This is a genomic window from Wolbachia endosymbiont of Rhagoletis cingulata (assembly GCF_048537655.1).
GTDB classification, from domain to species: Bacteria; Pseudomonadota; Alphaproteobacteria; order Rickettsiales; family Anaplasmataceae; genus Wolbachia; species Wolbachia pipientis.
The window spans coordinates 238,350-252,734 of sequence record NZ_CP175927.1 but is presented as its reverse complement, the minus strand read 5'-3'; the positions used below and the strand labels follow the sequence as shown (position 1 = coordinate 252,734).

11 protein-coding genes are annotated in these 14,385 nt (G+C 36.3%); 8 read left to right on the top strand and 3 right to left on the bottom strand.

Annotated features, from left to right (window positions below; translation table 11 throughout):
* Positions 1-30 precede the first annotated feature (30 nt).
* On the bottom strand, positions 31-2,157 hold the full coding sequence (locus tag ACJZL3_RS01155) for a hypothetical protein (RefSeq protein WP_419198822.1): 2,127 nt from the start codon (positions 2,155-2,157) through the stop codon (positions 31-33).
* Positions 2,158-2,381: 224 nt separating this feature from the next.
* On the opposite strand from ACJZL3_RS01155, the gene nuoE reads away from it, so the two are divergent.
* The 3 genes from nuoE (at position 2,382) to ACJZL3_RS01140 (ending at position 4,606) form a co-directional block, all read left to right on the top strand.
* On the top strand, positions 2,382-2,882 hold the full coding sequence (gene nuoE / locus ACJZL3_RS01150) for an NADH-quinone oxidoreductase subunit NuoE (RefSeq protein ID WP_010962799.1): 501 nt from the start codon (positions 2,382-2,384) through the stop codon (positions 2,880-2,882).
* Positions 2,883-4,097 (top strand): tRNA guanosine(34) transglycosylase Tgt, encoded by a 1,215-nt coding sequence (gene tgt, locus ACJZL3_RS01145; protein ID WP_010082445.1) that lies wholly within the window; start codon positions 2,883-2,885, stop codon positions 4,095-4,097.
* 191 nt (positions 4,098-4,288) lie between these two features.
* Positions 4,289-4,606 (top strand): WD_0736 family protein, encoded by a 318-nt coding sequence (locus ACJZL3_RS01140; RefSeq protein WP_010082444.1) that lies wholly within the window; start codon positions 4,289-4,291, stop codon positions 4,604-4,606.
* A gap of 6 nt (positions 4,607-4,612) precedes the next feature.
* Here the strand turns inward: ACJZL3_RS01140 and ACJZL3_RS01135 are convergent, their stop codons facing one another.
* Together ACJZL3_RS01135 and ACJZL3_RS01130 are read right to left on the bottom strand one after the other, a co-directional pair.
* Positions 4,613-5,884 (bottom strand): M16 family metallopeptidase, encoded by a 1,272-nt coding sequence (locus tag ACJZL3_RS01135; RefSeq protein WP_010962800.1) that lies wholly within the window; start codon positions 5,882-5,884, stop codon positions 4,613-4,615.
* Complete coding sequence (locus ACJZL3_RS01130; protein WP_010082437.1) at positions 5,881-6,501, bottom strand: superoxide dismutase; 621 nt, start codon at positions 6,499-6,501, stop codon at positions 5,881-5,883. The genes ACJZL3_RS01135 and ACJZL3_RS01130 overlap by 4 nt, the downstream gene beginning before the upstream one ends.
* Before the next feature lie 1,002 nt (positions 6,502-7,503).
* On the opposite strand from ACJZL3_RS01130, the gene ACJZL3_RS01125 reads away from it, so the two are divergent.
* The 5 genes from ACJZL3_RS01125 (at position 7,504) to ACJZL3_RS01105 (ending at position 14,061) form a co-directional block, all read left to right on the top strand.
* Positions 7,504-8,910: a cytochrome ubiquinol oxidase subunit I gene (locus ACJZL3_RS01125; protein WP_419198975.1), complete on the top strand. Its 1,407-nt coding sequence runs from the start codon at positions 7,504-7,506 to the stop codon at positions 8,908-8,910.
* The gene (cydB, locus tag ACJZL3_RS01120; protein ID WP_010962802.1) at positions 8,903-9,925 is read left to right on the top strand and encodes a cytochrome d ubiquinol oxidase subunit II; all 1,023 of its coding nucleotides are present in this window, start codon (positions 8,903-8,905) and stop codon (positions 9,923-9,925) included. Before ACJZL3_RS01125 ends, cydB begins: the two co-directional genes overlap by 8 nt.
* A 250-nt stretch (positions 9,926-10,175) precedes the next feature.
* A complete protein-coding gene (gene era / locus ACJZL3_RS01115) occupies positions 10,176-11,060 on the top strand; it encodes a GTPase Era (RefSeq protein ID WP_010082484.1) in 885 nt (294 codons plus the stop codon).
* The gene (locus tag ACJZL3_RS01110; RefSeq protein WP_006279435.1) at positions 11,053-11,874 is read left to right on the top strand and encodes a 3'-5' exonuclease; all 822 of its coding nucleotides are present in this window, start codon (positions 11,053-11,055) and stop codon (positions 11,872-11,874) included. The genes era and ACJZL3_RS01110 overlap by 8 nt, the downstream gene beginning before the upstream one ends.
* 207 nt (positions 11,875-12,081) lie before the next feature.
* On the top strand, positions 12,082-14,061 hold the full coding sequence (locus tag ACJZL3_RS01105; protein WP_010962806.1) for a WD0745 family porin: 1,980 nt from the start codon (positions 12,082-12,084) through the stop codon (positions 14,059-14,061).
* The last annotated feature ends 324 nt before the right edge of the window (positions 14,062-14,385 follow it).

Sequence of the window (14,385 nt, the reverse complement as noted above, 5' to 3'; positions counted from 1 at the left end):
TTTTTCACTTTTAGACTCCGCTTCAGTTAGTCAAGAGCCTGGTCCACCGCTTGAAGACGATGAGCTACTTCTTGATCGACTACTACTTTCTACTGATATACTATTTAGCACTGTTTCAGATTGATATATAGTTCGCATTCTGTTACCAGTGGTAAAAATTTCTTCATCGCTACTTGAAGATGATCGCCTTCTATAACCCAAATCAGTTAGTTCTAATACAGGAGCAGCATTACGACCCTTAACATATCTATATGCTATGAATCCTATAATTCCAACAATACCTATTGCTCCAACCAAAGATCCCCCTATCATTCCTGCCTTATTAGACCCTATAGCAAGTTGAGTAGGTTGTGGTGAAGAAGTAGACTGAGGAAGTAAAGTCGTGGTGAATATAGGAGTTGTTGACTCTTTTGTTCTAGTACTTGGTACACTAAATACTGTTTGTGTAGTTTTCTCTGAGCTTGTTGTTGGCGCAGTTGGTTCCACTGTTACTGTGCTTGTTTGAGTCGTTGACTCTGTTGAAGGTTTATTCGTTGTAGAAGTAGGTGCAACGGCTTCTGTTGTTGGCTTCACTGTTACTGTACTTGTTTGAGTCGTTGACTCTGTTGAAGGTTTACTCATCGTAGAAGTCGACGCACCAGTCGCTGCTGTAGGTTTTACAGTACTTATTTCAGTTTCCGAAGGCACATTAGTTGACGTTGCAGTAATCGTGGTTGCTTGTGAAGTAGCAGTTGTTTTTGTTGCTGTTGTTGGCTCCACTGTTACTGTACTTGTTTGAGTCGTTGACTCTGTTGAAGGTTTATTCATTGTAGAAGTAGGTGCAACGGCTTCCGTTGTCAATTTAGTAGTCTTCACAGCGTCGGTTTCTGCTGTGCTAGTAATTGCAGCAGTCGGCGTCTTCTTAGAAGTCACAACCGTTTCTGCAACAGTTATAGGAGCCACGGTACTACTAGAAATAATATCTGGCGTTAATCGACCGTTAATGATATTAACAAAATCACTGAGAGTTTTGATGCTATTTGCCGGTATTATTGTTGCTTCAGAAGATTTTCCAGAGCCGTTTTGATTAAAAGTTACAATATTTTCTCCACTTACCGCAGTTACGATAAAACCACCCTGACCGTTGCCTTTAATATATAATTGCTCTATAGGATCTGTAAATTGATAGATAGGAAAATCTGACACTGATCCATTTTTAAGTAGAGTTGCTATATGTAACCTCTGCTCATTAGCTGATTGGTCATTTTCAAGAAAAGCAACTAGATCATTTCCTTCCGTTTGTTCAACATACTGCAAAAAGCTTATTTCATGTTCTCTAGAAAGAGATAGTGCTTTATTATCTATTTGACCTTTTCGATTACCAAGTAAAAAGCCATTAACTCTATCCTTCAGACCCTGAATCACTTTAGCCATATCAAATTTAAAAATACGTGTTTTTCTCACCTCTTGATTTTCCTTAGTAATCCTTTTGCTCACTTGCGAATAAAGCATCGTGTTTCCATTTAATGCCAATTGCCCCTGATTATCAAAATTGAACAATTTTCTTTCTGTAACACCTTTTTCTCCAGTCAATACCTTAAATTTTCCGCTCTCGCTTGACTTTAAGTACCAAGAAACTAAAGTTTGATCCTTTAAGTTATGGGCGATTACAATTACGTCACCATTACCAACTTTCACTGCTCTTGGTTGAAAGTAACTATTGCCCACATTTGCAAGACTATTATTATCAATATTCTTTTGTAATTTTCTTTTATCTAAATGTTCAACTGAAGGAGTATTAACTGATTGTTTAATTCCGTAAGTGTTAAAAGATAAGCCTTTAACGCATTTTTCTCCTTCTTCGCTAATTCCTTCTTCAGGAAAGATAACTCCAACTTTATCTATTTCAGCTGAATCTTCTATTAATGTGAGAGATAATTGATCTTTGAATTCATTTGCTACGCTGATATTTGTACCACATTCGTATGTTTTTGATTGATATAATGGACTAATAAGTAATTTTACTTTACTGCTCCCATTACCATTATCTTGATAGCTGAGTCCGTAAGCAACTCCATTCCCCTCAATTAATTCTACGTTTGTTGGATTAAAACCTATCGCTTCTTTAATTTCCGGTGTATTTGAGTTGATCCCGAGCAATCTTCTTAATATAGACATAATTTTATTTAAAATATTAATAAAATGCTATTATGATTACTCCTGTGTGTTAATGTCAATGAAAATTTTAACTAAAATTAAAAAATTAATATAATATTTTATACTAAAAGGTAAATATAAGCTTGAAGAGGGCTAAGAAGCTTTATGCTATTTCTCAAAAAACCAACAATTGCAATCATTGGTTCTACAGGTATAATCTGTTAAAGTTTACACGAGTCTCATGAATGATAGAAAAAGAAGAGCAGTTTAGTTTTACATCAGAAAACCTCAAGAAAGCGGGAAAGTTTATAGAGATGTATCCCAAAGGTAGAGAAGGTAGTGCTGTTATGCCTTTACTATATCTGGTTCAAGAGCAATGCGGATGGGTTTCTGAATCTGCTATGCGTTATGTTGCTGATATGCTGCATATTCCACATATTCGTGTATATGAAGTGGCAAATTTTTACACCATGTATAATTTAAAACCAGTAGGCAAATATCTAATACAAATTTGTAGAACAACTCCTTGCTGGTTGTGCAATAGTGAAGAAGTTTTAAATACCTTTAAAAAAAAACTTGGAATCAATATCGGTGAGACTACTAAAGATAATTTGTTCACTTTAAAAGAAGTTGAATGCCTAGGTGCATGCGTTAATGCTCCCGTTGTGCAGATCAATAATGACTTCTATGAAAATCTTACTCCTGAGAAAGTAGAAAACATCATAACAGAACTTTCAGGCAAATAGATGAAAGAAGAATTTTCATTCAAGAGAATCAAGCAATCAGGTTCTGCAAGAGTTGGAACAATTAAAACTCCAAATGGAAGCGTAGAAACCCCCGCTTTTATATTCTGCGCAACAAAAGCTGCAATTAAAGCTGCAGATATTGAAAGAATAAGTGAAGCTGGTACCCAAATCATACTTTCCAACACCTATCACCTAATGCTTCAACCAGGAGAGAATACTGTTGCAAAACTTGGTGGTTTGCGCAAGATGATAGGATGGAATGGGCCAATGCTAACTGACTCAGGTGGATATCAGATATTTAGCTTAGGCCACGGATCAGTTTCGGAAGAGATAAAAGGAATAAGAAAAAAACAAAAAACTTTGATCAAAATTAATGAGGATGGGGCAATTTTCCGTTCTTACATTAATGGTAAAATTTATTGCTTAACTCCTGAAAAATCTGTACAAATTCAACAGAAATTAGGTGCAGATTTAATCCTAGTTTTAGATGAATGCACTCCATTTCACGTAAGCAAAGAATACACAGCAAAATCAATGCTCATGAGCCACAGATGGGCTGAACGTTCTTTAAATGAATTTGAAAAAAACAATAATGGCAAGCAGGCACTGTATGGAATTAGTCAAGGCGGAGTGTATCAAGATTTACGTAGAGAAAGTTGTGATTTTATCAACGATTTGCCATTTTTTGGTCAAGCAATAGGTGGATCACTTGGTCAAAGTAAAGAGCAGATGCATGATGTAGTTTCTTTCACTATGGACCACCTGAAAAAAGACAGGCCTACTCATTTGCTTGGTATTGGTGGAATTGTGGACATCTTTCGCGGAGTAGAGCTTGGAATTGACACGTTTGATTGCGTGCATCCAACCCGCTTAGCAAGGCATGGTGGCGCACTTGTTAAAGTAAAAAACAGAAATTCTATTTCTTCAAAGTGCAAAGAGCATATTAATTTGCGGAATCAACGATTTGAGCTGGACAACAACCCAATTGAAAGTGACTGTTTATGTTTTACCTGCAGAAAACATTCAAGAGCTTATATACACCATTTACTGAAAGCTAAAGAGCTCCTGGCTTACACGCTCGTTACCATTCATAATATTTTCTTTATGAATAAGTTAATGGCATCAATAAGGCAGGCTATATTAGATGATAGGCTAGATCGGGAGAAAAATAATTGGATTAGTGAGACACCACTACACTGTGAATTATACACCTAGTTCATATTTTTCTACGCTTATTTTATATTCCCTAAAACAGAAAAAGCCTTCCTCTTCCTACTCTTTCTTCCTTGGCTAATCCATAGTTAGCGTTTTTTGCACATGTGCGTTGCATTTTTTAATCTTCTTTAAAAACTTGACAATACATGACAACACTGGTATGTTAAAAATATAGTTTTTGTGAGGTATTTATGGTTAACAATAAAGAAAAACATCAAATAGCGTTTTGCGTTTCAGCCGTTACATTCTTAGCTGGGTTATCATTAATCGCAACTGCAATTGCAGTGGGTACCGTACCTGCTATAGCTGCTTGTCTAGTGATAGGAGGAATTTTGACTGTCTTGTCTGGTGTGCAAGCAGTAGAAAGCTATTTATTTTTACGAAACAGCGAGAAAACTTTGAATAAACTGATAAGTAATATACGCGATGAACCAGAAAGCAAACTTTTTATAGAAAGGATTTTGCAACCGTTCATTGAACTTTTTAGTGAGCTTAAGCAACATAATTAAAGTACACTAAGCTTTAAGCATAGAAACCACTTTATCGTAACTTGGCAATGATTCAATTTCTCCAATTGCAGCTAGAGTGGTTTTTTCATGCTGAGATAACAATTCTTCTGCTGCTTTTTTTACGTTAGCAGTGGTAACTGCACTAATTTTTTCTATTAATTCATTTTTACTGATGTACCTATTATAGTTACCGTAGTAGTGTCCCAATGTTTCAGCACGTGAGCTAACACTTTCGCGTGACATTAAAATTTGGGATTTTACTCGCTCTTTCACTCTATTTACTTCTTCTTCCTTCAGATCATCTGTAGACAACTTCTTCAACTCTGTCGTTATAGATTTTAAAAGCTTATCTAAGTTACTACTGTCTGTACCAGCAAAAATGGAAAACATTCCTGTATTAGTATAGCTGGAATTAAATGAATAAACAGAGTAAGCTAATCCCTGCTTTTCCCTTACTTCCTGAAATAAACGTGATGACATTCCGCTCCCTAATATAGAATCAAGCACTTGAAACGTGTGATATTTATCGTCATGGCGAGAAACACTAGGTAGACCAATTAGCAAGTGTACCTGATCTAATTTACGATGTTCTAAATACTCACCACCAGTACAGCTCGCATTTTGGCTTTTTTTCAGCTTTTTAGAATGAATCTTTGAGAGAAAATCTTTGGTTAATGCAACAACTTCTTCATGTTCAACATTTCCTGCAACGGCAAATAGCATATTCTCACCAAAGTAATGCTCATTTATGTAATTATCTAGATCTCCTCGAGTAAAAGATTTTACAGTATTTTGCGTGCCTAAGATTGACCTACCAAATGGTTGGTCTTTATAAGCTGCCTCAAAATATTTGTCGAAAATAATGTCACTTGGTGAATCATTAGTTTGAAAAATCTCTTGTATTACAACACCCTTCTCACGTTCCAATTCATCTTCTGGAAACGTGGAATTCATCAATATATCTATTAATATATCAATACCAGTTTTTATGTCTTTCTTGAGGACTTTTGCATAATAGGTGGTGCTTTCCCTACCGGTGCTAGCGTTGAAAACTCCACCTATGTCATCAAAAGCTTTTGCAATTTCAAAGGCAGTTCTTGTCTTCGTCCCTTTGAAAGCCATGTGTTCTAAAAAATGGGATATTCCATTTTGCTTTGCACTTTCTGCTCTACTGCCAACACCAACTCGTATGCTTAAAGCTACGGAATCAATATCACGCACCTGCTCAGTTATTATGCGCAGACCATTATCTAATTTTGTTACCCGGGGTATATTCATCTCATATATTCTTCTAAGTTCTCTTCTGCAAAATCCCAATTAATCAAATGATCAAGGAAAACTTTTATGTAGTCAATTCTACGGTTTTGACAATCTAAATAATAGGCGTGCTCCCACACATCCATAGTGAGTAGTGGCACTTGGCCATAAATTATTGGCAAATCTGCATTTGGAGTCTTGGTGATTTTGAGCTTTCCTAACCTACCTTTTTCGAGCACTAACCATACCCATCCACTGCCAAACTGGCTTACTCCATGACTCGAAAATTCTTCATAAAATTTATCAAAGCCACCGATATCGTCTTGAATTTTTTTTGCTAGAAGACTACCATCTTTAGGCTTACCACCACCATTTTTTTTCATTGAATTCCAATAAAAAGTATGGTTCCAAACTTGTGCTGCATTATTAAATATAGGCAAGTTGCCGCTATTACCATGCACTTTTGTTATTAATTCCTCAATTTTTACATGTTGATAATCCGTATTTTCAACTAGCTCATTGAGTTTATTTAAATATCCTTTATGGTGCTTATCATAATGAAAATCTAAGGTTTTTGCAGATATATAAGGCTCCAAAGCTGTTTTATCGTATGGTAATTCAGGTAAAGTAAAACTCATAAAAACCTCTTTATTTCTAACCTACTTGGATGGTAGGGCAATATATGCTTTTGTGCAACATATAATTAATAGCTAAAACATTTAGGTATCTATTGCATTATTCTAAATTATACTACAATAACGATTATTATATAAGCCATAGAAATGGATTAAATGCAAAAGTTACTTGACACCCTTCGCCAACCCCCTTATCATGAAACTGAAGCTATTGTATTTGCTTTCGCCAATCTGCAGATTAAAAGGTAAGGATTACTTAATGTATCGGCGTCTTATGTTCAATTTTTTGCAGTATATAGATACTGTATGTCTTTACAAAACTTCATCTACATCTAGGTTTTTATCTAAATAAGCTGAACGCGCTTATAAAGCGTTACAAGACATCAAAAAATGCCAATACTCGACAGAGATAGTAAAAGACTAGCTAACTCGGGGATTCTTTGTCTTTTTTTCTGCTTAGTAAATTTCTTAAACATTTGCAGCGTAAGTTAGTTGCAATTAAAAGCGGCTGAATCTCGCTTGTCAAGCGTTTAAAACATAAAAAACGCCAATATTTTAAAGCGGATAATAACCACGGGGCTTCTTTTGCCTTTTTTTTCATTTGGTAAATTTCTTAATATTTATAGCTAAACAACAACCGTCATCCCGCTACGTGTTAGCGGGATCTATGCTTTGAGATACCGCGAATGAATCGCGGTATGACGGTGTAATGATGGTTAAGTATCCCGCTGCTTGTTAGCGGCTAAGAGATACCGCGAATGAATCGCGGTATGACGGTGTAATGATGGTTAAGTAATTCGTCATTCCGCTACGTGTTAGCGGGATCTAGAGATACCGTGACGGTATGACAAGGGAGAACAGTTGTATTCCTGCACAATTTATTCTCATGACAAAAACGTCTTAACTTTCTCTCTACTTTTTCTGGGTAAGGTCAATTTTGTGAAAAAATGGATTGAATTATAGGTAGATTTGGCTATTATTTGTAATACATGGGTATTGGATAAAATGTTTGAATTTAGTTCTGTGCTGCTAGCTCGAATTCAGTTTGCCTTCACAATAGGCTTTCACATTATATTTCCTGCTTTCACGATCGGGCTTGCAAGTTTTCTAGCCTTTTTGGAATGGTGTTGGCTTAAGACTGGTGATACACGTTTCCGTGATGTTTATAAATTCTGGATCAAGATTTTTGCCGTTGCTTTTGGCATGGGAGTGGTATCTGGAGTTGTAATGTCATATCAACTTGGTACCAATTGGTCGATTTTTTCTGACCGCATAGCCAATGTTCTCGGCCCTCTATTTTCCTTTGAGGTTTTAACAGCCTTTTTTCTGGAGGCATCTTTTTTGAGTATTATGCTATTTGGATGGAATAGAGTAAGTTCTCGTATGCACTTTGCTTCTACTTGTATTGTTGCAGTGGGAACGCTTATTTCAGCTTTTTGGATTATTGCGGCCAACAGTTGGATACAAACACCCGCTGGATTCACGATTGGTGAGAATGGTCTCCTATATCCAACCAATTGGTTAGAGATTATTTTTAATCCTTCTTTCCCTTATCGCTTTATTCATATGGTAACAGCAGCCTATCTTACAACAGCTTTTGTGGTTGGTGGTGTAGGAGCATTTTATCTTTGGAGAAAACGACATGCTCCTCAAGCAAGAATTATGCTTGGTATGGCAACCATTATGGTAGCTTTAGCTGCACCATTTCAGCTGTTCATGGGAGATAGGCATGGATTAAATACACTAAAGCATCAACCTGCTAAGATTGCTGCAATGGAAGGTATATGGGAAACCGAAAAAGGGGCTGGCTTACTTTTATTTGCTTATCCGGATCAGCAAAATGAAATTAATCACTACGAGATAAAAATTCCTAATCTTGCCAGCTTGATCTTAACACATGATTTTTTAGGAGAAGTAAAAGGATTAAAGGAATGGAAAAAAGAAGATAGACCACCTGTAGTATGGGTATTCTGGTCCTTCCGTATAATGGTTGGAGTTGGAATTTTAATGATCATAATTGGGTCAGTAAGTGTTATACAGTATCTTCGTGGCAAATTATTCCAAAGTTGTTTCTTACATGGATGGTGGATATCAATGATGCCGTCTGGGTTCATAGCGTTACTTGCAGGTTGGTTTACTACTGAAATTGGCCGTCAACCTTACACTGTATATGGAATTATGCGCACAATTGAATCATTTTCATCTGCGATTACCGGTCCTCAGGTTGCATGGTCTTTGATTGCATTTATCGTTATGTATACCCTTATATTTGGAGCAGGTAGTTACTATATTCTGAAACTTATATACAAAGGAATTCCTGTCATTAAAGAAGAAGAGCAATTTTATAAACACGGTATTGGAGCTTCAGTGATTGATGCTGGTACATCTGGAAAGGACAACAATCATGTTTGATTTTTCTTCCTTAATTAATTTACCCCTAATCTGGGGATTACTAATTGCCATAGCTGTTTTACTGTATATTTTAATGGATGGGTTTGATTTAGGTATTGGTATTTTACTTCCTTTTGCACCGTCAGATAAATGCCGTGATCACATGATAAGCTCAATTGCACCATTTTGGGATGGAAACGAAACATGGTTGGTATTGGGTGGTGGAGGGTTGTTTGCTGCTTTTCCTCTTGCATATTCAATATTAATGCCTGCTTTTTATATTCCAATCATTATTATGCTGCTTGGCCTTATAGTGCGCGGAGTATCCTTTGAGTTTCGTTTTAAGGCAGAAGGAAAATACAGGCGATTATGGGATTATGCCTTTCATTTTGGGTCACTTGGTGCTGCATTTTGCCAAGGCATGATTTTAGGTGCATTTATACATGGTGTAGAAGTAAACGGACGCAACTTTTCTGGTGGCCAATTTGATTGGGCAAGTGCTTTTAGTGTAATGACAGGCATTGCTGTGATATTTGGATATGCACTTTTAGGTTCTACATGGCTCATAATGAAGACAGAAAATATAACACAAGAATGGGCACGCAAGGTTGCTTCTTATACGCTTGGTTTTGTAGGTATTTTCATGGGACTAGTGAGTGTAGTGACACCATTTTTAAATGAACGTATTAAAAACTTTTGGTTTAGCATGCCAAATTTTTATTATTTATTTTCTATTCCATTACTCACATCTTGGCTATTTTTCATGCTGTGGTTTGATCTTCAGAATACTAAACGGGAGTACCGTCCATTCTTTCTCAGTATTGCTATTTTTTTTATGGGATATTTAGGTTTAGGAATTAGTATCTACCCATGGATTATACCTTTTCAATATACCATTCTGGATGCAGCTGCTTCTGGGCCAAGTTTATCTTTAATGCTCATTGTTATAATACCGCTTTTACCAATCATTTTAACTTACACTGGTTATTGCTATTATGTCTTTCGTGGAAAATCAAATTATGAACACACATATTAAGGAGTTAGTGACCTTATGGTTAAAACGTTACCCTTAAATCAAGCAGTCGTTCAGGCAATGGCGTCAACTCAAGAGCCTTCATTAGCAAACCCTCCTATGGATTTTCTGAAAAGTTTTTGAGTATATTGTATTTTTAATTTGTAGAATAAGTTTTTTTCCTTTTTGCATGCTAACCAAAAAGGGTTCTGTCATCCTTCTTGTCATATAAGTAGCTTGACGCGGGCATTCAGTTTTCTTTATAATTTTCTTTGTGAAAGAACAAAAATGCTTATTTGTAACCATAGCTGGCTTACCAAATGCTGGGAAGTCTACATTAATTAACAGCATCATAGGCAAGAAAATTGCAATTGTCACCCCTAAAGTGCAAACAACAAGGACGCAAATAAGGGGTGTTGCAACATGCAACAACACACAAATTGTCTTTACTGACTCCCCAGGAATTTTCTCAGCAGAAACAAAACTTGAAAAAGCTTTAGTCAAATCTGCATGGTCGGCAGTTAAGGATAGTGACATCACTTTGTTGCTTGTTGATGTAAGCAATTATTTGAAAAATATAGAAAGAATTAAGACTATATTTATGCGGCTGCAGCGCACAAAAGGCAGATGCATTTTGGTTATCAATAAAACTGATTTGGTAAAAAGGCCTGAATTAAAGATGGCGCATGAGCATCTGAATTTGCTTTATAAATTTGAAAAGGTTTTTATGATATCAGCATTAAAGAATGATGGACTTTCTGATTTGATGAATTACTTGTCTGAAGTTGCATCGGTGAGCCCCTGGTTTTATGAAGAAGATCAAATAACCGATTCCTCGACAAATTTTTTATCAGCAGAAATTACGAGAGAAAAATTATTCTTGAACTTGCGTGAAGAATTGCCATACTCTACAGCTGTTATAACTGAACAATTTGAGGAAAAAAAAGATAAGAGTTTAGTCATCAAACAGATCATATTTGTGTTGAAAGATAGTCATAAAAAAATAGTACTAGGAAAAGATGGCAGTAATATTAAAAAAATTAATATCGAAGCGCGTGCTGAACTAGAAAAATTATTTGAGTGCAAGGTACACCTCTTTTTATTTGTGAAAGTGCGACCTTGGATCGACCGTCCGGAGGAGTATATAGGCAATGCTTAATTCTTTATTGGTATTTGATATTGAAACTATACCAGATGTAAATTCCTGCAAAAATTTACTCAATATTAGTGATGATAGTAGTGTAGAAGAGAAGAGGGATGCATTAACAAAATATCATCTTGAAATAACAAACGGGCAAAACTCTTTTCTGCGTCAGCCTTTTCACCTTGTTGTAGTTATTAGTTTTTTACTTTGCAATATAAGCTACCAGAGTGGTTATGAGGTGTTCACACTGCAAGAAATAAGATCTGGAGGCACACTAAATTCCAGTGAAAAGGAGCTAGTGAAAGGATTTTTTAACTACATATCAGAGAAAAAGCCAAGATTAGTTTCGTTCAACGGACGCACTTTTGATATACCAGTGCTGAAGTATCGTGCTATGGTCCATGGCATTCAAGCAGAATATTTTCATAAAGCTGGCGATAAGTGGAATAGTTACAATCAGAGATATAGCAGTGATTGGCATTGTGATTTGCTTGAATCCCTCTCTGATTTTGGAGCTTCTGCGAGAGTAAAAATGAACGAAGTTTGTGCAGCATTTAATCTTCCTGGTAAGATTGGAGTTGATGGGTCACAAGTTATGGACTTATACGATAGCGGCAAGATACAAGAGATTCGAGATTATTGTGAAACAGATGTAATTAACACTTATTTGATTTACTTAAGGTTCATGCATCATCAGGGAAGGATTACTACTGAAAGCTACAACAAAAGTGTGGAAGAGCTACTTTTAGAGTGCGAAAAAAAAGAATACCTAAAGAAATTTAAAGAAGAATGGCAAATAACTTGTGGTGGAAAAATTTTACTTCCATAGAATAAATAGTCGAGTTATAATGCACTAACAAGCGAACCTCTGTACTAAATTTTGGTTAATATACACGTTGAGCATATTAAGAAAGTTGCTTTTAAGGTATTGCATTTTACTTTTATTTTCGTTATAAGGTTGCTTTAAGTTGAATTTTCAACATTTTTATACTATTTACATTTAAGATATGATTTCGAAATTTTTTGGGGGCACTTCATGAAAAAGTCTATGTATACTAGAACTGCTCTAGTTTCTTTATTAACTTTATGTTCTTTCAGCAGTTTTGCAGCTGACTTTCCTGATGAGAGTATGAAGGAAATAAAAAAGCAAGAGAGCACAAAAACTTCTGGAAAAGTGGAAGTTATGAAAACATCAAATAAAAAACTGAAAGAAAAGATGGACAGAATATGTAATGCTGATCCAAGAAAAAAAGCTGAAGAGCTTAAGAAAAAAGAGGAGCTAAGATTAGCAGCCGAGCAGAAGAAAAAAGAGGAGATCAGGCTAGCAAATGAGAAAAAAGCAAAGCTTATAGAGGATTCAAAAGCGAAAGCTCTAAACGCTAAGAATTCTAATATAGAAAAAGGTAAAGTTTCAAAAACTAAGCGTTCTAAAACTAAGAATGCTAAAGTTGAAGCTAAAGATGTAAAGAAGGATATAAAAGTTGTTAACAAAAATACAGAGGAAAAAGGTAAGGCAAGTCCTGTTGTTTCAGTTGGTGGAGTTGATATTATCGATACCAATCAAGGGCAAAGTAATTTAAGAATAACTTTTGGTGGTGTTGTTGATGCTCAAGGTTATGGCAAAGCTGGACCAAGTGGCGCAGATTATAAACGTTATAACGTTATGCCAAACAGATCTACAGAGTATTATAATGCCACTCCAGATATAACAAGAGGAGCAAATCCAATATTCTATGAAGGAATAGGAAATATTGGTGATTACAGCAACGATATGGGTATGATTGCTGATGCAATATTGCACCTCAGAGCAGAAAATAAGAATGAAGATTTAGGTCTTCTTTATGGTGCTGACGTGCAGTTTCATGTTCCAGTGACCGAAGGTAAGGGAGCTTCACAGGGTGTTTATGCTGCAAAAGGCAGAAGTGCGCATGTGTTTGTTAACTCAAAATATGGTGACGTGAAGCTTGGTTACCAATTTGGTCCTGAGGCTCTGATGAGGCTTGATGCAACAAGAATTGCGACTGTTGACGGAGCTGCAGATAGTGACTGGTTCAGAAAAGTGAACTTAGAAGGAAGCGCTGCTAGCTTTCCATTTTATGTAACACCACGTCTTTACACTGAAAGTTTTTCGAGTGAAAGTGAAAAATTCTCTTTCCGCATGGCAGGGAAATATAACAAAGGCGTTATGACTACACTGCCATTTAGAGTTGCTTACTACTCACCAAATTATATGGGCGCAAGATTTGGTATCAGCTACTCACCTCGTTATGATAGTGGTTTGTTTACTGTAAAAGAAACAGTTTCAGAAGATAAAGGCGGTAAGATAGAACATAAGGAAACGATAAAGCATGTCGGCCCAGACTATGAGCACATAGTAAGTGCTGGTGCATCATATGAATATGACTTTGATAAACATAACATAAAAGTTAAAACTTCTGCAGTTGGTGAATATGGCTTTCCAAAGCAACCAAGTAAAGATAAGCATCTTTATAAGGAATTTGTGGAGTATAATGACCTGATGGGTGTTAATTTTGGTGTAAGCGCTGATTATAAGATTAATGAAGATCAAGGCGTAAAGTTTGCTGCCTCTTTTGCATACTTGGGCAAATCTGGTCAACCGAAGGGTATTAAAAAATTAATTGGTGATACCTACACGGAAATTGATAGTAAAGATGCTACTGATGGCAAAAGAGTGGAAGGGCTGAAAGCTCAATTTGGTAAAGATAGTATAGATACCATGTATTGGACTGTAGGAGCTGGGTATCAACATGAGAATATCTACACAAGTTTGACGTATTTTGGCAGCAGAATGAATGACAAAGATATGCTTCATGATGGTGCACTTGGCGTTCAATATGATCTGTCTCCTGCATGCAGTAAGAGCAAATTTGTTCCTTACGCAGCTCTCCATTATTTTATGACTAACGAAACAGGTAAGCTGAAAGATGAGTCTGATGCTGATGTACCTTCTAACCAAGGAATTCTCCTTCTTACTGGTGTGAAGTTTTCTTTCTAACCAGCCAGTACACACCACAGTTAACTGTGGTGTATTCTTGTCTGTTAGTGTTTATTTGTCGATCAAATAAACATATGGTGTCCTCTCTCCTGTCATCCCAGTGCGTGACACACAACTGTACGAACATTGTGATTTGAGGACACTCCACCAAGAAGGATGTCATCCCAGTGCCCAGACACTGGGATCCAGCTTTCCATGCAACTTCATCAAAAGCGTTTATTCAGCATAAGATCAGCCACTTTTTATGCTCACCAAATCAGTTTGCTTACTTACAAGCAAAATTTCCTGGATTCCAGTGTCAAGCACTGGAATGACACCCTATGG

Coding starts and splice junctions, on each gene's coding strand:
- ACJZL3_RS01155 (WP_419198822.1), bottom strand. CDS start 2,157: ATGTCTATATTAAGAAGATTGCTCGGGATCAACTCAAATACACCGGAA.
- nuoE (WP_010962799.1), top strand. CDS start 2,382: ATGATAGAAAAAGAAGAGCAGTTTAGTTTTACATCAGAAAACCTCAAG.
- tgt (WP_010082445.1), top strand. CDS start 2,883: ATGAAAGAAGAATTTTCATTCAAGAGAATCAAGCAATCAGGTTCTGCA.
- ACJZL3_RS01140 (WP_010082444.1), top strand. CDS start 4,289: ATGGTTAACAATAAAGAAAAACATCAAATAGCGTTTTGCGTTTCAGCC.
- ACJZL3_RS01135 (WP_010962800.1), bottom strand. CDS start 5,884: ATGAATATACCCCGGGTAACAAAATTAGATAATGGTCTGCGCATAATA.
- ACJZL3_RS01130 (WP_010082437.1), bottom strand. CDS start 6,501: ATGAGTTTTACTTTACCTGAATTACCATACGATAAAACAGCTTTGGAG.
- ACJZL3_RS01125 (WP_419198975.1), top strand. CDS start 7,504: ATGTTTGAATTTAGTTCTGTGCTGCTAGCTCGAATTCAGTTTGCCTTC.
- cydB (WP_010962802.1), top strand. CDS start 8,903: ATGTTTGATTTTTCTTCCTTAATTAATTTACCCCTAATCTGGGGATTA.
- ACJZL3_RS01110 (WP_006279435.1), top strand. CDS start 11,053: ATGCTTAATTCTTTATTGGTATTTGATATTGAAACTATACCAGATGTA.
- ACJZL3_RS01105 (WP_010962806.1), top strand. CDS start 12,082: ATGAAAAAGTCTATGTATACTAGAACTGCTCTAGTTTCTTTATTAACT.